This window comes from Mucilaginibacter robiniae (assembly GCF_012849215.1).
GTDB classification, from domain to species: Bacteria; Bacteroidota; Bacteroidia; order Sphingobacteriales; family Sphingobacteriaceae; genus Mucilaginibacter; species Mucilaginibacter robiniae.
On the sequence record NZ_CP051682.1, the window covers coordinates 1,365,267 to 1,383,597 of the forward strand.

Consider the following 18,331-nt stretch of genomic DNA (forward strand, 5'->3'; position numbering starts at 1 on the left):
TACGATCAGTATGAGTAAGATAAGAAAGATCTTAAGGATGTACACCAACGGGCGCAGCATCATGTCTATAGCAGCCCAGGCAGACGCATCCAGAAACACCGTAAAGAAGTATCTGGCCTCTTTCAAGGAGAGCGGCTTCAGCTTTGATGAAGTCAATGCTTTGAATGATAAAGAGCTGGAAGACTTGTTTGGCAAGGCTAAGGAGCGCTCTCCCAACAGCCGTATGCAAGCCATGCTGCGCTGCTTTCCCAAAGTAGACAAAGAGCTGAAACGTACCGGTGTTACCCGTCAAATGCTTTGGGAGGCTTATCGTAAAGAGTTTCCGGACGGTTACCAGTATAGCCAGTTTTGCTTTTATTATACCCAGTGGCAGGCCCGGGTTAACCCTGTGATGCACATCGACCACAAGGCCGGTGATAAGCTGTATGTGGATTTTGCCGGTCAAAAGCTGAGCATCACAAACCGGGATACCGGGGAGATCATTCCTGTCGAGGTCTTCATCGGCATACTTGGGGCCAGCCAGCTGACCTATGTCGAGGCGGTCATGAGCCAGCAAAAAGAAGACTTCATTTCCGCTTGTGAGCATACCCTGCATTACATTGGCGGCGTGCCGGAGGCCATTGTTCCGGACAATCTGAAAGCTGCCGTCACTAAAAGTAACCGTTACGAACCTACGCTGAATGAAACGTTTGAAGACTTCAGCAATCATTATTGCACGACCATCTTACCTGCCCGGGCATTCCGCCCTCGTGATAAAGCGCTGGTAGAAGGTGCCGTAAGAATCATCTATAGCCGCATTTATGTTCCCCTGCGCAAGAGCGTTTATCATTCCTTGCAAGAGCTGAATGCCGCTATTCATGAACTGCTGGAAGCCCATAATAACCGGCTGATGCAAAGCCGGCCTTACAGCAGAAGGCAGCAATTCGAGGAGGTAGAGCGTGAAACGCTTATGCCTTTACCCGTGTTGCGCTATGAGCTTAAAAAGCAGTTTCATGCCACCGTGATGAAAAACGGGCATGTCAGCCTCGGGCCTGATAAGAACTACTATAGTGTGCCTTACCGCTTCATCGGCAAAAAGATCAAGCTGCTGTATTCCAGCACGACGGTAGAGGCCTTCTATCATTATGAACGCATAGCCATTCACAAGCGTACCAAGGGGCTGCACCGCTACATTACGGATAAAGACCATCTGGCTTCCACCCACCAGTTCGTTGCCGAGTGGAACCCGGAAAAGTTCCTGTCCTGGGCCGCATCGATCCATGAGGATGTGCGCCTTTATATCCAGCATATCCTTAGCCGCAGGCACCATGCAGAGCAGGCTTACCGATCCTGCATCGGTGTGCTGGGCTTTGCCCGTAAAGCCGGGAATGAACGCCTGATCCTGGCCTGCAGAAGAGGCCTGAGTTATGGCATGTACAGTTACAAGACCATACAAATGATCCTGGAAAAGAACCTCGATCAGTACGAAGAAAGCTTATTTGCCAATGAACTTACCATGCCCGAGCATGATAACATCAGAGGCGAAGACTATTACCAGTAAACACGAATCAAGTCATATGAATACAAACACTTTAGACAAACTGCGGAAGATGAAGTTCTTCGGCATGTTCCATGCTTTTCAAAGCAGCCTGGAAACCGGGCAAACAGATCACTACACGGCCGATGAACTCTTGGCCTACCTGGTGGATGCCGAATGGGATGACCGGCATAACCGGCGTATAGAGCGCCAGATCTATCATGCCAAGTTCCGCTACAAAGCGTCCATTGAAGAGGTGAACTACCAGGCAGAGCGGAGCATTGACCGCAACCTGGTCATGCGCCTGGCGGACTGCACCTTCATTGAGCGCAATGAGAATGTGCTCCTGACCGGCAGCACCGGCATTGGCAAAAGCTACATCGCCTCTGCTATTGGTTACCAGGCCTGTATGCAGGGCTATAGGGTATTCTATGCCAGTACACCCAAGCTATTTGCCAAACTCAAGATGGCCAAGGCTGATGGCTCCTACATCAAAGAGATCGCAAAGATTGAACGCCAGCAACTGCTCATACTCGATGACTTTGGCTTGCAGCCTTTTGATGCACAAAACAGGGCTGCCCTGATGGAGATCATTGAAGACCGGCATGGTAAAGCATCCCTGATCATTACCTCACAGCTTCCGGTCAGTAAATGGCATGAGGTCATCGGTGAAAAAACAATAGCTGATGCAATATTAGACCGTATCGTACACAGCGCTCACCGGCTGGATCTCAAGGGTGAATCCATGAGAAAAAAACGCAGGGCTGATGAAAAGGAAATCAGTTACCAATAATAACTTGAGATAGCTAACTTTGTAATAATGCTTCTACAGCATTGGCTGCATCATTCCGCCAGTTCTCAGACTGGTCAGTTTGCCACGGAATAGCCTGGTCAACATCCCCGGAATACCTATCGATGTCTACCAATTCTGAAGTATTCATAATAATTAGGATAAATGCTTAGGCAATAATCTGTTAAAACACAAATATCAGCAATATTTATACAAATATCATATTTCCTATATTTGGGCATGGAGTTGCCTTATGACGAAGATTTACCGGTGCATTTGTTGGCGGGGTGTTTTAATAATACTTCGGCGACGTATAAGTTTTATTGGTTTTTGGCGGTGTTGGGCCGGGTGGAATTGGGTGAGGTCAGAATTGCTAAACGGGATCTTTTTGCTGAAATGGTGGCGCATGCTTGGTATACGGTGAACTATTTTAAGGTTTCGTTTGGGAAGCAGGATAAGTTGCAAGAGGCTATACTATCTATCAAAGCTTTAGAGGCTTTAACAATTGATGTTGACCGAGGCTATATTTTCAAGCAACTATCCAGTTCTGCAAATAAGGCGACGTTAAAAGAGCTGCGTTATTTTAATGGGGAGGTGCCGCATCGTTTTTTGAGTCCTTGGTTTAGGGCGGCAGATACCCAGGCAACCTATACGGCTTCGCAACGGTTTGAGAACAAGTGTTTGTATGCGCTTTATGCCGATCAGATTGAGATCAATCCGATATGGGTCGATTATTTGAAGCGTCATGCTGGCAATTTGCGGCAGTTTTGTTATTGGAACCTAGCGGTCTATTTGCAGGCTAAGAATCCGAATGTGCCGGACATTCCGAATAAGCTGATCAAGCTGCCGGTTCGTAAGGCGCTGACGGAACAGCGTAAGTTTTGGGATATTGTTGTGGGCGAATTGGGTAGTGTGGGCTGTATTTATACCAATAAGAAGTTGATTGTTGGGGACTATGCAGTCGAGCATTTCCTGCCCTACGCTTTCGTTTCGCATGACCTGATGTGGAACCTGATACCTGCTGACCGATCATTTAATAGCACAAAAAGTGATAAGCTCCCGCCACTAGAGCGTTATTTTGAGCCATACTTTGAATTGCAACGGTCTGCTTTAGAAATTATACAGCATAAAGCACCCAAGCATAAATTTTTAGAAGACTATCTGACCATCGTGCCGGATGTATCACTATTCGAGCAACAAAGAGTTTTTGAGCAAATACAGCCGATGGCAACGATCGCACGGAATAATGGGTTTGAACTCTTGGGTTGAGCGCCGTTTTTAACAATTTGTATTTTAATATATTATTACTAACTTTAAATAAATAACCTTACACAATATGTCAAATTTTCAACGAAAGTCCAACCAGATCGGTGCGTTTGCAAAGAAAACCGTTTTAAGATCATTAACCGTTGTAGGTAAAAAGCCCAAGACGATGCCGGTTTTAAAACTAAACTTTAAAGATCCGCAAGCTGAGGTGCGGGTTTCCAATCATGCCTCGCACGCCTCACATGCATCCCACGTTTCACATCATTCACATCATTCCCGCCATCGCTAGTCATGAAGGTGCAGAACTACATTGCAAATGGCCGTATCGTCGTATTTGCAGATGAAAAGTTGTTTTCGAAAGAGGCGGTTTTTAAGTGCCTGTACTGGTATGGCGACCGCTTTCATACGGAAGTTTCCTTAACCGATGGCTATTATCAGATTCAACTCACCCCAGTAGGCGAAATGCCTGCGGAAGAACTTAAACTTTTTTTGCAAAAGCTAGAGCGGGACCTGGTGGATTTTAATTTGCGGGACATCGTGACAAGAGAGACGCAAAATGTACGGGACCTATTGATCGCAAAGGCTTTCTCACATGGCGAACTGGACGAGGAGCCGCCCGGTGAGATCAGTGATCCAGTTGGTTTTTCCGTTTATGAATGATGATAAGGCTGTTTCGCCTTTCGTCAAACGGGTCATCAAGGCTTATCATGTCCAGCATGATTTTGCGCAAGATAAGTGTCTGGATGCACCCAGCGGCAGCGGCCGGAACACCTTTTTTCTGGCGCAATATTTTCGGGAGGTGCTGGCAGTCGATATTGATGAATCTGCGCTGCATATGATAGCACAGTCCGGGGAAGTTACCAATGTCAGGTTGCAAACTGTGGACCTGAAGGCACCTCTAGATGTTGAGATTGCTTCGTTCAAGTTCGTTTGTATTGTTCATTTTTTTAATGTTACATTTTTGAGATCCCTCTTGAAAGCGATGCATACAGGCGCTTTTTTGCTAATCGAAACGCCGGCCTGTCACGGTGAGAATTTTAGAACCTTGCCTACAGACGGAGAAATAAAGGAGTTGTTCAGGGAGACTGAGCTTTTGGTATATGATTTTAAACGCTGTAAGCATTCGGCTAATAATGAAGACCGGGGTGCGGTAAAAGCTTTCTTGAAAATATAGTAATGGTTGAAACCTTAATACAGCGTAACACTCGCAAATTCAAAGCTCCGGATTTTTATGCCGGATCAGGTAATGTATATTTTTTACTGCCTTTTCGTTTCCACCGGCTAAATGACCGGAAAGAAGTATTGGTCAACGAAGTAGGCGATCATTTGGTCGTACCCACTGGGACGGCGGCACGAATCGTTCAGCGGAAGTTACGGCGTGAGGACGAGGCAGAACTGTACGGTGACCTGATCGCCGGTTTCTTTATTGCCGAACAACAGCTACCGCCATTAATCGATGTGCTTGCTACACGTTATCGTACCAAAAAGTCTTTTTTGGACCAATTCACCAGCCTGCATTTGTTCGTGATCACGCTGCGCTGCGAACATACTTGCCACTATTGCCAGGTATCGCGGGTCACGAGCAATAAAGACGAATTTGATATGCGCTATGAACATATCAACAAAGGGATCGATCTCATGCTGCGGTCACCTGGAGAGTACCTGACCATGGAGTTCCAGGGCGGCGAGGCGCTGCTGGCCTTTGATAAGATCGTCTATGCCATCGAACGCACCAAGCCGTTGGCTTTAGAAAAAGGCAAGCAAATGACCTATGTGATCTGCACCAATCTGGCAGTGTTGGACGAAGATGTTCTGGCTTACTGCCAGGCTAACAACGTATTGCTGTCCACTTCACTCGATGGGCCGGGCTTCATCCATAACCAAAACCGGAGGCGCCCTGGCAACAACAGTTATGAACTGACGATAAAGGGTATAGAGATGGCCCGGCAATGGCTCGGACCGGGTAACCTGTCTGCATTGATGACGACCACAAACCTGTCCTTAGACCATCCGCTGGCCATCGTGGACGAATACTTTCAGCAAGGTTTCCGAAGTATCTTTTTGCGGCCGATTTCACCGTACGGGTTTGCCTTGAAAAATGAAAAGAAGAATAAATATGAGATCGAGCGCTTCATCACATTCTATAAGACCGCGTTACAGCATATCTTGAACTACAACCGCGACGGGGAATTTTTCCGCGAAGAATATGCGACCATCATCCTCAAAAAGATCCTGACACCGTTTCCGGTAGGTTATGTTGATCTAAATTCTCCGGCAGGTTCCATTACCAACGCTATCTTGTTTAATTATGATGGTGCTGTCTATGCCAGTGACGAAAGCCGCATGCTGGCGGAGTCAGGTGACTATACTTTTCGCTTAGGCCACCTGGACACCCATGATTATGAAGCTGTTTTTTATGGGGAGAAAGCGCAGGAACTTGCAGACGTCATGGTGAACGAAGCCTTGCCCGGCTGTTCGGAATGTGCTTTTCAATCCTATTGCGGAGCTGACCCCGTCCACAATCACGCGACGCAGGGCAGCGTTTGGGGCTATCGTCCGACAAGTACTTTTTGCCAAAAGAATATGGAACTCATCCGGTATCTGATCGAGCTGATGGACAGCGACCCTCAGGTGAAACAGATCTTTGAAGGCTGGGTCTCACAAAGGAGGGCATCATGATCTTCAGGGCTAAAGGAATTCCGCTCCATATCAATGAGCTTTTGGTGGGCATCATTACGCGTAATCCTGAAAAACAGGGCGAACAACTGATCTTTATCGGTGACGCTGCGCCGTATGGCGATTACCTGGCTATCCTGAGTTGCGCACCTGCCAGTTATACCGGCTTACCGACCGTTTTTAATATTTCGTCCTTAGACCATCTTGCAGACGGCGACATTGTTTCCATCGGACCGGATGGCATAGTCCGTACGGTTTATCGCACAAATTCGTTTTATAATACGATCCTGGCCACCGAGCGCTGTAACAGCAATTGCCTGATGTGCTCGCAACCGCCCAAAGACAAAAATGATATACCTTACCTGTTTGAACTATACCGGCGGGTCATCCCGCTGATTCCGAAAGACTGTGTCGAACTGACCGTTTCCGGCGGTGAACCGACCCTGATGGGGGAACGCTTTTTTGAACTGCTCGAGCTGATCACGCGGGAGCTCCCCGACACCGAAGTGCATGTCCTGACCAACGGGCGTTCATTTGCCTGGGACCATCTGGCGGAACGCTTGGCCCGGATCGACAACCCGCGCCTCATGCTGGGTATCCCGGTCTATGCTGACTACTACCAGGTGCACGATCATATCGTGCAGGCCCGCGGGGCCTTCGACCAGACGATATTGGGCCTGCATAATCTGGCCCGCCACGGGATACGCCTGGAGATCCGCGTGGTACTCCATCAGCAATCCATCCCGCGGCTGACCCGTTTGGCGCGGTACATCTTTAAGAACCTGCCATTCGCCGAGCATGTCACGTTCATGGGCCTGGAATATACGGGCTATACGCCACACAACATCGAACAGTTGTGGATCGATCCCTATGACTATAATAACGAACTGACCGAGGCCGTGGAGTTCCTGGCCGGTCAGGGTATGCATGTTTCTATTTATAATGCACAATTATGCGTTATGCCGGAAAGATTGTGGCCTTATGCCCGCAAATCCATTTCAGATTGGAAGAACGATTACCTGCCGGCTTGTGAAAGCTGCAGTAAACTGGATGACTGCGGCGGGCTATTCACCTGGAACCTGAAAAAATGTAGTGCCTATATTCAACCTTTAAGCGCATGAAAAAATTCCCAAACCTGGCGCAGCGTGCCGCCTTGATCCTGGCAGCAGCTTCGGCGCTGCGCACTCCGCAAGCCACCGCGGCACCCCTGCCTGTTGCTAACCAGGAACTGGAGCCGGTGGTGGCCCGCCTGCGTAAACTTAAGCCGCGACTGGTTTTAAAATTCAGTCGTTATTTTGACGCCGGCCAGGCACGCTGCGTATCGCATAGTTCGCACAGTTCCCATAGCTCGCACGTGTCGCACAGCTCTCATGTATCCGGTCATTACGGTGGCGGTGATGACAGCGGCATCGGTGGATTGGGTGCATTGGTAGTCGGCGGGGGCATCGTGTACGGCGCTTATCAACTTGGTAAAAGCAAACGAAAATAAAATGTATGAAACTTCAACCCAACCCTAAAAAATTCAAAGCGCTATCGCTGGCCTTGGCCTCGATCGGACTGCTAAATAACCAGCGCGCTAAAGCCGTTGTTCCGGTTCATAACGCTATCGAAGATAACGATGCCCATATCGCTGTCAGTAAAAATCGCCTGAAACCGAAGCTGGTGCTCAAGTTGAACATGGCCGCCCCGGACGACAGTATGTTAATGATGCATACCTCACATTCGTCTCATGCATCCCACGCATCGCATGCTTCTCACGCCTCTTCTTCACCCAGTTATACACCGCCCGACCCGGTTTACCGCGCTCCATCGCCGGCACCACCTGTCAGACGCGTCTATTCGGGCTCCTCATTGACCACCATTGACACAGCACGTGTGCTGGTCAAAGGCATGATAGGTGATGACGTTAAACATATGCAGGAATTACTGAAAGCAAAAGGTTATGTGGTACCGGTAAGCGGCTATTTCGGCGAGCAGACCGAGGTAGCTGTCAAAAAGTTTCAGAAGGTCATGGATCTGCCACAAGACGGCAAAGCCGGCAGCACGACTTTATCATTCCTGTCACGTCCCTGATCATGATCAGTATTTCACCTATCGCTATCGCGAAAAAGAAGCGGAACAGTCCTTATCATCGTTTAAAGAGACAGGTGCATTTGCTGCTCGATCCTGGGGATGGTGGTACGGTTTGGGACCGGGTGGTGAATGGTTTCATTGTGACGCTGATCCTGCTGAATTTACTAGCGGTGTGCCTGGAGACGGTACAAAGTCTATATGTAAGTTATGGCCAATGGTTCCGGGATTTTGAATTGTTTTCTGTCCTACTATTCAGTATGGAATATCTGCTGCGTATCTGGTCGTGTACGACTATGCGGCGCTACCGGCATCCGGTCCGGGGAAGGTTACGCTATGTCACTTCGCCAGGGATGCTGGTGGACCTTGCAGCGATCCTACCGTTCTATTTGCCGCTGACCAGGCTGGATTTGCGGTCATTACGTTCGCTGCGGATAATCCGGTTCGTCAGATTTTTTAAACTGGCGCGTTTCCTGAATGCGTCCCGGGTCATCCGGCGGGTATTCGCATCTAAAAAGAACGAGCTGTTGATCAGCATGCTCATGGTGTTGACTTTGATCATCCTGGCGGCAAGCCTGATGTATTTTGTGGAACACGATGCGCAGCCGGATAAGTTCTCCAGTATCCCGGAAACGATGTGGTGGAGCGTGGCGGCAACCTGCTGTCCGCATTGTGGAAAGGAGATTCAGCATGTATAATATCGATGAACTGATCGAACAATTCGGTCAATACGACCCCAAACTTGATTTGTCAAGGTATATCTACCCGACGTTTGACCTGTTGTCAATGCCAGTTTCACAGCCTAAGCTGAACCCTGAAATATTAGAAGCTAATAAGCAGAAGATCGTTGATATATTAGCACACAATGATGTGCAACTGGAAAAGATCCGGGCGACCATCGGGCCGACTCTAACACTTTATGAGATTACGCCTGCGCCGGGTAGCCGGGTCGCCAAGATCAAAGGTTTGCAATCAGATTTAGGCCTATACTTGGCAGCGCATGTCAAAGTTATTGGACCGATTCCGGGCAGAGGCACGATGGGGATCGAAATCCCGCATGAACAAGCTGACGTTGTGGCTATGCGTAGCGTCTTAGCTACCGAAAAATTCCAGCAAACCAGCATGGACTTACCAATAGCCCTGGGTAAAACGATGGATAATGCGGTCTATTTGGCTGATCTGGCTGCTTTACCTCATTTGCTGGTGGCCGGGGCAACGGGTCAGGGTAAATCAGTTTTCCTGAACACATTGATTGCTTCCTTACTGTATAAAAAGCACCCTGCCGAGTTAAAATTGGTGTTGATCGATATCAATCAACTGGAATTCAGCCCTTACCGCAAGATCGCACGGCATTTTCTCGCCGCCTTACCCGACCAGGCCAATCCCATTATTTCGGAAGTTGCTCAAGCTGTTGACACACTTAATAGTCTGTGTATCGAACTCGACCAGCGCTATGACCTATTGAAAGCTGCCAGCGTACGGAACATTCAGGAATACAATCGTAAATTCATTAACCGAAAACTTAACCCGAACGATGGACACCGCTACCTGCCCTATATCGTTACCGTCATCGATGAGTTTGCTGATCTGCTGACAGCAGAAGTACCCATCAACCGCCTGGCCCAATTGGGGCGACCAGCCGGTATCCACCTGGTCATCGCCACCCAACGACCGTCGGTCAAGATCATTACCGGCAGCATTAAAGCGAACTTCAGTTCACGTGTGGCGTTCCGTGTGGCCTCCAATATCGATTCCCGCATCATCATCGACGCCAGCGGCGCCGAACTATTGAACGGCCAAGGTGCTATGCTCTTGGGAACCGGTACCGAAATCGTTCACCTGCAAGGCGCCTTGATCGAAACCGCCGAGATCGAACGCCTCTGTGATTTCATCGGCCATCAGCGCGGTTATGCCGGCCCGCTACTTTTACCCGAGTACAATACTGAACCAGCGCCACTGCTTTTTGACCCAAACGACCGTGACCCCTTTTTTGAAGACGCTGCCCGGCTGATTGTCCTGCACCAGCAAGGTTCGACCTCCCTGATCCAACGCAAACTCAAATTAGGCTACAACCGCGCCGGTCACATCATCGATCAACTCGAAGCCGCCGGCATCGTTGGACCTTTTGAAGGCAGCAAAGCGCGCGATGTGTTGTTCGCTGATGAATATTCACTCGAACAGTTCCTGAGCGGTTCAGCACCTGAACCCGAAATAATTCAGCCAACTATGGTCCCCGAACCCATCGCCGAAAAACCGGCAACTACCGTTCCAACGGTCATTATCCCGGAACCAGAGCCCAAGCCGAAAGGTTTTTGGGCGAGATTGTTCAACAAAAATTATTAGTGCGCAAATAGATTGCGTACCAAGTCCGTTCTTTTGAAGCATGAATGATCTTGGAAAGAATTTAAGTAAAGTCGTCGCCGTAACGCAAGAAGTAGAAGCTTCTTTCCGCTTCATTGAAACCGGTTTACTTAATTTACGGTCGACCAAATTTATCGGTGCGAATAACCATGTTACCTTGCAATTGCTCGCCGCTGGTTTCGAGCGTTTATTAAAGATCCTGTTACTACTCAAACATAAACATCTCCACGGGGAGTTCCCGGAACAGGTCAAAGCTCATCGATATTTTAGCAAATACCGTAATGGGCATGGCATCGAGGAATTGTTGAAAGAACTGCTGACTTATGCGGATGAGGTACCACTGATGAACAGTGTCCCTATGGTCGCCGACGACTTGGCTTACCTCAAAAACGACCCGGCTTTCCATAGCTTGCTGGATATCTTGACCGAATTCGCGGTCGCTCAACGCTATTTCTATATTGACACCATCGTTCTGGACAACTTCAATCCGGCGGTTAACCCTTTCGAACTTTTTTCCGATTTTATTTACGATTTTAATCAAGGCGTGGACACTTCCGGCCTAAGTTACGAACAAGAAGATCAGCGCGCGATCAAAGCAGCTATTATTTGTATCGAAAAAGGCGTCCGGGCCATCTCGCGATTTTTTACCCATGGCCTCGATAGCTTAGGTCGTCAGTATTACGGAGATTTCTCCAGTTTTATTCTGCTAAAGGAAGAAGACCTGGGCAGTCTGAAATACACGGAACCCAGCGTTTCCGCGGCTGATAGTTATTTACCAATTCCCAAATTATCGTTGGCCTACTTGAAATTAGTTACTACAGCACGCTCGCAAATCATTTGTGCGAGCGATCACCCAGACTGGCCATTTACAGTATCAACGATCAAAGTATATTTCGCCAAACCCATGTTTTACTTTGCCGAAATCGGCAATGCGGTATTCGCGCTTACCGGAGCGACCAGCAGCCATTATCAAGTTCCGACGTATTTTAAAAGTCCGCATCTTAAACCCAAGGGCTATGCGCTTTTCCTTTTGGAAACTGCCCAAAAGCTTAGTTAAATTTACCGGATAATTAAATCCTATGCTCCATTTCAACGGCACATTTATTGGCGACAAAACGGTCTGGGAACTCTGCCGGTTCGATGATAGTTATAAAGATGACGGTGTGATGATCACTTTTCATTCCCCATACCAACTATCTGATCGTGAAGCCATCAACTACCTGAAGACCCATTTGCCGGAACAGGAGCAACGTTGGTTAACGTTTAACGCTAAGAAATGGACGCTAAATCTGGATGTTTTTAAAGCCTATTTTCAGGATGAATTGATCGGTATGCTCAAGGAGGACGAGCCGCCTGAGCCACGTGAGAATGTGATCTTTCTAGACCTGAGTATTCCAAGCAAGCTTACGATCGACCTTTTTAAAGGCGAATTGGATCTCGTTCCGGAGGTCAGTCAATGGGATGTTTTCAAAGAAACGAAGACTTCGGTCAACTTTATTTTTACCTACGACCAATTAATGGAAAACCAACCTAAACGTATTTTTTTGAGCCATAAATCGGCCGACAAACCGCTTGTAAGAGCCTATCGCGACATCCTTAAAACGTTAAGCTTTGAACCCTGGATGGACGAAGACGATATGAAAGCCGGTGACAAATTGCACCGCAGTATCGCCCAGGGATTTAAAGATTCCTGCGCAGCGATCTTCTTCATCACCGGCAATTACATCGACGAAAAGTATTTGGCGACCGAAGTTGATTATGCGATGACAGAACACTACGATAAAGGGGATCGCTTTCGAATCATTGTCCTAGTGATCGCCGAGCCGGGAGAAACCACGCAAGTGCCGCAATTGTTGCAACAATTCGTCTACAAACATCCGAAATCCCAATTTGAAGGGTTGACAGAAATCCTCCGTGCGCTCCCTATAAAAATTGAATTCATTAACTATACTTCCTAACATGAACTTTCAAGAATTTACTGACGACTGGGAAAGCAAAGCCGCGAACATCGAAGCCGACCTGCTGCACGGCCAAAACCTGGACGAGCATTATCTGACGGTGGAGTCAATGTTGTCTAAACTGAGAACGATGAGCCAAGCTGCCGAGTGGCTGGAGGAAACAGATCTTACACGCTGGCAGGTATTGGGTTTCCAAATGCACGAACTACGCAATGCCTTGTTTGGTAAAATTGAAATGTTCAACCCCAATATCATCCAGCAATTACGGGCCTTATCAAAGGGGACGATCAAAGCGGCAGCGCTTTATGATGTCACCTTGACCAATCATAATACGGTCAGTGAAACGGCCTATTTGGAAGGATTGAGACAACAGTTCAATATTCTTGATGCTTTTATAACAGCCGACAAAACTTTGATCGTTTTATTTTCTGATTACCAGCCGGACACTATCGCTATGACCGCTACCGCATTTGGACGCGGCGTGGCAAACGCAGGTTTGAACATCAAAAAAATCCTGTTTTATGGCGCGCCCATATTTGAGCAGCCCCTGAATTACCCCAGTTCGTAAAAAAGCTGGCGTTTAACATAGTTGATCTTCATCAAATACAAGGGCACATTCAACGTATTAGCCTGAGCACGAAGTACGTCAAGTTGTTCTCCTGTGCATAATGCCCCCGGCATACAATACTGCCACGGGCGGCATTTTCAGCAATTGAGAATTTGCATTTTTCTGCAAAAGGTCATAATAGATCAATCGCCACTCCCGCTCATAACTCCAATCCTTATCCTTAAATAATAAGGGATAATGATCCGATGCCGGTTCATCGCCCAATTTTGGATTAATAGTGGAAGAAATGACAGGCTCGTAGAAGACAGGGAAGATATGTTTAGCGTTCGCAGCCTCGCTGAAGTCATAAGCTGCACAATACCTGGTGTGATTTACACCATAGTGCGCCCACATCACACTACTGTCAATCCGCTCAGAAAAACAGCAAATATGCACATCTTTCCCACGAAGGTTCCTATTGACTCCATGGATCATTATCTCCGCGATATCGTCAATCTGAAAAGCCTCTTTAAGCATTGTTATGACGTCATCGGGGTCACCCCATTCACCATCCCCAGCTGATTCGCGGAGCGCCTTATCGATATCACGTTTAACATTGGTGACACAACCATCAAAAACATCATTGAAATCCAACGGCAAACTCATCCACTCATGGCCACTTGCCAAGTTATCCAAGTTATGTTCACTAAAACTGCGGTAACGATACAACATCGATGGCAAATTAACCGCTTTCAATTCAAAAGCTTGCCCTGTGTCTCGGCTTAGCAAGAGTCTTAAAAATTCCAGCTTCCATTTCATAGTCGAGGCAAGCAAATTCCTTGACGATAAAAACTTTCAAATTGTTTTATAGGATCATCTAGTAAGGAGCTGCGTTCAAGCTCAGGACTAGCTTCCGGATCAGGATAAATGATCAGACAAGGCAAAACCATTTTAGACCATTCTGTTTTAGGTAGCTTTAACTGGGCCAGGAGACCACGGTCTCTGGCATAAGCACTTAACTGACGAACGTCCTCTATTTCATACCGTTTTTCGCCATAAAGGTATCGGTATTTGGCATCAATGATCATTTCTTCACCCTGACTGGTGCGCAGGAAGTCAAGATAACCGAATTTCCCATCAGCTTGGAAAATGACCTCTTGCGAGCCAATGACTTTCTGCAGCTGCCCCAACACGTAGAGTTCAAATAGCTTGGACATATCAATCCAGAATGGAGGCATGTCGGTGTAAGTATCTGACTGTAGTGCGTTGAGCTGATAGCCGAAGCGCTTTAGTAACAGCCTTGCCGAAGCGATCGCATCGCCGTATTCTGCATAAAAGGGATTAGGCCGGTAATGTTCGATCTCATTCATCTCAACATCCGTACCCACTCTTGCAAATGCGGGCTGTAAAAACCGGAGTTTTGCACCTAACGAAAGGATATCCGCGGGAAATAATTGTGCATAACGCTGAACAAATTGCAAAGTTTTATTCAAGATCCGGTTCGGTGCGGTGTCTATGCCAAACTCCTGATACTTACACCACGTTTGCAGATAATTATTGCGGTAATGATTGCGCTTGATCGTGTCCGCCACTAATACCCGGCCTTTGACTTTTGCGGTCTTGTTTTCCGTTCGGCTGTAATAACCTTTTTGTAAACTCTTGCGAACAACCCGCTCGGTCGCGCGCAAAAATTGAACGATCAGTAATGGTGTCAATAAATCATCCTGTTGCAGAATGCGGATAGTTTGTTGCTGAAAGCGGATGTCGAACAGGTCTTGGCTGTGCACATTGATCAAGGGGTGGTGCAGACAGACAGAAAGCATTTTTAAATAATCAAGCCGCTTGCCTGCCTCGCGTTTAGGTCCGACATATAAGGGTTTATCTAAAGGTGATAATGTATCCAGGCCTATAAAATAACCGGTGTGTATTACTTCCGCTTTGAAGTCGATATGCTCGATAAGTTTGGTATTGCCATGTTTTTCGAGCAATAACAATTCCTCAGTGGTCATGGACACCTTGCTATGTTCAGCCGTATAGATCAATTTTTCAGACATGTAAGTTTTCGATCAGCGGTTTAGCTGGCTCTAACAGAATGCCATCCCGAACATACTCTAATAAGATCGGTTTTATTTCATATTTGAGGCGCATGGCTAACCCCGTTTCCTCACCCAAAAAATAACTATGTCCAATACGTACATCAGCAGGGTCGAACTCCGGCGAGGTATGATGGTCGAATAATGCTTGTACACCATCATAAAGTTTACGGCCAACATTCGTTGATATTGCAGTCACCTCTGGAGGGACCGGTATAAAAGCAAATCGGCGTCTGATGGCATAATCAATATGACCTATACTTCTATCAGCGGTGTTCATCGTCCCGATGATATACAAGTTTTCCGGCAAATTTAATCCAGTATCGCCTTCGTAAGCGTACAAGGTATCTACCGTTTTCCCGCGATATTCAAGTGCATAAATAAGCTCGCCAAGAACACTTGATAAATTAGCACGATTGATTTCATCGATGATCAGCACATAAGGTTTGTCACTATTTTCGGGCTTGGCAGCTTCCATGGCCATTTTAGCAAGTGTTCGGTTCTCCACGCGATAGATTAGCTTCTCCTGCTCTGTAACGGTCACAATTCCCCTTACAAAGTCTTCGTAAGTATAGGATGGGTGGAACTGGATCAATTCGGCCTCGGGTATCTGCTCGATACTTGGGTCCGTATTCGGAATGATCCGGCCGTCAATCGCCTGGAGTAGGCTCACTGTTTTATCTCCATCATTCGTTAACCATTGGGCGATCTGGAGTGCTTTACGTGTTTTACCCGTTCCCGGTGGACCACTCAAAATAATATTCTTTTGTTTGTTAAGACGATGATTCATGATCTTTCTTTGTTTTTGGCGGATCTGATCTATAATTTGAAAAGTTTCAGGGTAAACATCCCTAAAGCAAGCTAAAGTTTTCGCGGTGGCTTCGACAAAACCATCCCATTGGCCGAGCTTAGTATCGCTGATCTTCCTATTCTGCCGGATCAGCCAAAGAATCTGAATATTCTTATCCTCATCCCAGCCGCTCAATAAATACCCGTTCCGAAGTATGATCCCGATACCGCCGAGCCTTACAGTGCCTCTGCGTACCAGAACAATATCGCCCCGATCGAACTTACCCAGCGGATATACCTTATGACCATTTCTGCTCTCCGGGCCACCGGTCCAGACGGCGTTCTCTGCCACAAAGTCGTCAAATTGATCGTTGCTTTCCTGACCATCCGCATAACTGCTGATTACTGCGTATTTCTTCTCGACCATCAATTTATCTGGTTCACTCGTATTTATCAACCAGTTCAACAAATTGATCTCATAAAGCCGGCACCCCGGAAACCAACGTTTCAGTTTGTCGATGGCTTCTAAATAAGCTGGCAGGCCCACTTCCGAAATTTTTGCTACCGTGAGTGCTAAATTGGCGAAGTCAGGAACGGGCAAGGAATTCATTCGGTTATCAAACGGAATATAATGTTCGGGATCTACCAAAAAAATGATCTGAGTGAGTTTTACCACTCCAACGTTTTTCAAGCTCAACACACGTTTAAATGCCATTGGGTCGGGTGGTTCATGGCGGTGTAAGGATAGGAACAGTTCCCAGATCGGGTTACTGCCGATCACGGTCCCGTTGTTGTCATGATACTTGCCGGCATCGTAAAACAAACTAAGGGCATTGGGTTGCGGTGTTGGAAAGATCAGATCGGTCGGAATTGGAATCGTGATCCCAAAGGCCATGCGCGCCCGTTCGAAATAGAGATCAGACTGTTTAGCCGTGTTCCGCTGGGCCAATGCATATAAATAAGAAAATGGGTCAGTGAAATCAAAACCCAAGATCGAATTACCGGAATCGAAAGTCAGCCGAGCCTTTTCGCTAAGCAGTTCATCTCTATTCTCCGCGTTAGCCAAACCTGCAATACCTTCACTCAAGGCTCGAAAGAAGGGTACCCAGTCATAGTAATCAATGTAATCGTTCATTTTGTGAAAGGAAGGTTTTCAGATATATTTGATCAATCCAATTTTCGCTCTCGATTGACTTTTGCTCTTACTGTTTGTTCAATATCAATCTTCAGCCCAAACAAATCGTAAATGTAACAAAGATTTAATGTAGTTTTCGGCAAACTACGCATTATAAAATCATGGCTCGCTTGCCAATAAAGGATAACTGAACATTATCCACATCCTTGTCTGCTGTACTCATCCGTATGGTGATAGTCACCAATGGGCTTCTTAGTATCATCCTAAAATGAAGCAGAGGTATGAACCATATTAAAGAATGCAAAATCTATGAAGTTTTTTTAGATAGGTCAGCATATTTAAGCAAGCCACAATTCGACCAGATCGAAACGGCTTGTTGGGAGTGCAAGCGCGCCATGTACCTCACTCGGTTTCTTAATTTCGAAAAAAAGCCCTGGCAATTTTGCTCTTTCTGGCTTGTATAGTGAGGTGATCTGCTACCGGTAAGCTAAAGCCCGGGGGATACACCCTTCGGTAGACCCCTTCCCGGGGATGGAGCGGGCTACAGGCCGATAATTAGTACGCCTGCTCTCAAACACCGGCCAGGCAACGGCTGTTGTCCGTGTTCATTTATCATAGAAAACATGGCAGAAGAAAAAACAGAAGCGGAACATTTGGAAAAAACCATTGACGCCATTGAACACAGTATCGAAAACGAATCCGCTACCGGCTCTACCACCCAGATCAGCACCTGGATCAAGACGCTGAGTGGCCGCAGAGGGTTTGCACCGATCGTTCATGACCTTGAAAAATTAAAAGAAGCGGTAGACCACAAGGATGGACATAAGATCTATACCTTGCTGGAAAAACTGGGCGAGGCTACCGTTGAAGCCGCTGAAAAGGCAGAAGGCAAGGAAGCCGCCGCCGTCAAAAAGTTGGGTAAAGCCCTTCAAAAAGGGGCCAAACTCGTCAAGAAATTAGTGGGCGAGCCCAGTAAGTAAGTTTTACTGAAACGCCTGACGATTTTCATTCACGCCTGGTTGCACCGAAATGGCAACCGGGCTATGTATAGGGGATTGGGACCGGGCGACCCGCTTCGCTTTCCATCAGCCACGGCATGAACTTTCCGCTCGTAAATGTCAGTCGCCCCC

General features: G+C 47.2%; 19 protein-coding genes and 1 pseudogene. 16 read left to right on the top strand and 4 right to left on the bottom strand.

What is annotated here, in order from left to right; all coding sequences use genetic code 11:
• Positions 1-10: 10 nt before the first annotated feature.
• Both istA and istB read left to right on the top strand, forming a co-directional pair.
• Positions 11-1,540 (top strand): IS21 family transposase, encoded by a 1,530-nt coding sequence (gene istA, locus HH214_RS06055; protein ID WP_248282179.1) that lies wholly within the window; start codon positions 11-13, stop codon positions 1,538-1,540.
• Between the two features lie 16 nt (positions 1,541-1,556).
• Positions 1,557-2,309 (top strand): IS21-like element helper ATPase IstB, encoded by a 753-nt coding sequence (istB, locus tag HH214_RS06060; RefSeq protein WP_169605652.1) that lies wholly within the window; start codon positions 1,557-1,559, stop codon positions 2,307-2,309.
• Positions 2,310-2,322: 13 nt separating this feature from the next.
• On the opposite strand, the gene HH214_RS22220 is transcribed toward istB, so the two are convergent.
• Positions 2,323-2,457 carry a hypothetical protein gene (locus tag HH214_RS22220; RefSeq protein WP_256367687.1) on the bottom strand — a complete coding sequence of 45 codons (135 nt, stop codon included), beginning with the start codon at positions 2,455-2,457 and terminating at the stop codon, positions 2,323-2,325.
• A gap of 89 nt (positions 2,458-2,546) precedes the next feature.
• Here HH214_RS22220 and HH214_RS06065 point away from each other — a divergent pair, with 89 nt between their 5' ends.
• The 13 genes and pseudogenes from HH214_RS06065 (at position 2,547) to HH214_RS06125 (ending at position 13,205) form a co-directional block, all read left to right on the top strand.
• Positions 2,547-3,575 carry an HNH endonuclease domain-containing protein gene (locus HH214_RS06065; RefSeq protein ID WP_169606479.1) on the top strand — a complete coding sequence of 343 codons (1,029 nt, stop codon included), beginning with the start codon at positions 2,547-2,549 and terminating at the stop codon, positions 3,573-3,575.
• Between the two features lie 67 nt (positions 3,576-3,642).
• Entirely contained in the window at positions 3,643-3,861 is a 219-nt protein-coding gene (locus HH214_RS06070; protein WP_169606480.1) for a hypothetical protein, read from the top strand.
• Positions 3,862-3,863: 2 nt separating this feature from the next.
• Positions 3,864-4,232, top strand: a complete 369-nt coding sequence (hxsD, locus tag HH214_RS06075; RefSeq protein WP_169606481.1) for a His-Xaa-Ser system protein HxsD — start codon at positions 3,864-3,866, stop codon at positions 4,230-4,232.
• Positions 4,225-4,746, top strand: a complete 522-nt coding sequence (locus HH214_RS06080) for a class I SAM-dependent methyltransferase (RefSeq protein ID WP_169606482.1) — start codon at positions 4,225-4,227, stop codon at positions 4,744-4,746. The genes hxsD and HH214_RS06080 overlap by 8 nt, the downstream gene beginning before the upstream one ends.
• Positions 4,747-4,748: 2 nt before the next feature.
• The gene (gene hxsB, locus HH214_RS06085; RefSeq protein ID WP_169606483.1) at positions 4,749-6,251 is read left to right on the top strand and encodes a His-Xaa-Ser system radical SAM maturase HxsB; all 1,503 of its coding nucleotides are present in this window, start codon (positions 4,749-4,751) and stop codon (positions 6,249-6,251) included.
• The gene (hxsC, locus tag HH214_RS06090; RefSeq protein WP_169606484.1) at positions 6,248-7,369 is read left to right on the top strand and encodes a His-Xaa-Ser system radical SAM maturase HxsC; all 1,122 of its coding nucleotides are present in this window, start codon (positions 6,248-6,250) and stop codon (positions 7,367-7,369) included. Before hxsB ends, hxsC begins: the two co-directional genes overlap by 4 nt.
• Positions 7,366-7,737 carry a hypothetical protein gene (locus tag HH214_RS06095; RefSeq protein ID WP_169606485.1) on the top strand — a complete coding sequence of 124 codons (372 nt, stop codon included), beginning with the start codon at positions 7,366-7,368 and terminating at the stop codon, positions 7,735-7,737. The genes hxsC and HH214_RS06095 overlap by 4 nt, the downstream gene beginning before the upstream one ends.
• Positions 7,738-7,742: 5 nt before the next feature.
• Positions 7,743-8,321 carry a peptidoglycan-binding domain-containing protein gene (locus HH214_RS06100; RefSeq protein WP_169606486.1) on the top strand — a complete coding sequence of 193 codons (579 nt, stop codon included), beginning with the start codon at positions 7,743-7,745 and terminating at the stop codon, positions 8,319-8,321.
• 2 nt (positions 8,322-8,323) lie between these two features.
• On the top strand, positions 8,324-9,016 hold the full coding sequence (locus tag HH214_RS06105) for an ion transporter (RefSeq protein ID WP_169606487.1): 693 nt from the start codon (positions 8,324-8,326) through the stop codon (positions 9,014-9,016).
• Positions 9,009-10,661, top strand: a pseudogene (locus HH214_RS06110) (DNA translocase FtsK); the annotation flags it as partial. The gene HH214_RS06105 and the pseudogene HH214_RS06110, both read left to right, overlap by 8 nt.
• A 40-nt stretch (positions 10,662-10,701) precedes the next feature.
• Positions 10,702-11,736 (top strand): hypothetical protein, encoded by a 1,035-nt coding sequence (locus HH214_RS06115; RefSeq protein ID WP_169606489.1) that lies wholly within the window; start codon positions 10,702-10,704, stop codon positions 11,734-11,736.
• 22 nt (positions 11,737-11,758) lie between these two features.
• Positions 11,759-12,637 carry a toll/interleukin-1 receptor domain-containing protein gene (locus HH214_RS06120; RefSeq protein ID WP_169606490.1) on the top strand — a complete coding sequence of 293 codons (879 nt, stop codon included), beginning with the start codon at positions 11,759-11,761 and terminating at the stop codon, positions 12,635-12,637.
• Between the two features lies 1 nt (position 12,638).
• Entirely contained in the window at positions 12,639-13,205 is a 567-nt protein-coding gene (locus tag HH214_RS06125) for a hypothetical protein (protein ID WP_169606491.1), read from the top strand.
• A 78-nt stretch (positions 13,206-13,283) separates the two neighbouring features.
• Here the strand turns inward: HH214_RS06125 and HH214_RS06130 are convergent, their stop codons facing one another.
• From HH214_RS06130 to HH214_RS06140, 3 genes are read right to left on the bottom strand one after another with little or no spacing between them, the layout of a single operon-like run.
• On the bottom strand, positions 13,284-14,003 hold the full coding sequence (locus HH214_RS06130) for a DUF2971 domain-containing protein (RefSeq protein WP_169606492.1): 720 nt from the start codon (positions 14,001-14,003) through the stop codon (positions 13,284-13,286).
• Entirely contained in the window at positions 14,000-15,238 is a 1,239-nt protein-coding gene (locus HH214_RS06135; protein ID WP_169606493.1) for a 5-methylcytosine restriction system specificity protein McrC, read from the bottom strand. The genes HH214_RS06130 and HH214_RS06135 overlap by 4 nt, the downstream gene beginning before the upstream one ends.
• Complete coding sequence (locus HH214_RS06140) at positions 15,231-17,201, bottom strand: McrB family protein (protein ID WP_211166316.1); 1,971 nt, start codon at positions 17,199-17,201, stop codon at positions 15,231-15,233. The genes HH214_RS06135 and HH214_RS06140 overlap by 8 nt, the downstream gene beginning before the upstream one ends.
• Positions 17,202-17,824: 623 nt before the next feature.
• Between HH214_RS06140 and HH214_RS06145 the strand changes: the two genes are divergently transcribed.
• The gene (locus HH214_RS06145; protein WP_169606494.1) at positions 17,825-18,181 is read left to right on the top strand and encodes a hypothetical protein; all 357 of its coding nucleotides are present in this window, start codon (positions 17,825-17,827) and stop codon (positions 18,179-18,181) included.
• Positions 18,182-18,331 lie beyond the last annotated feature (150 nt).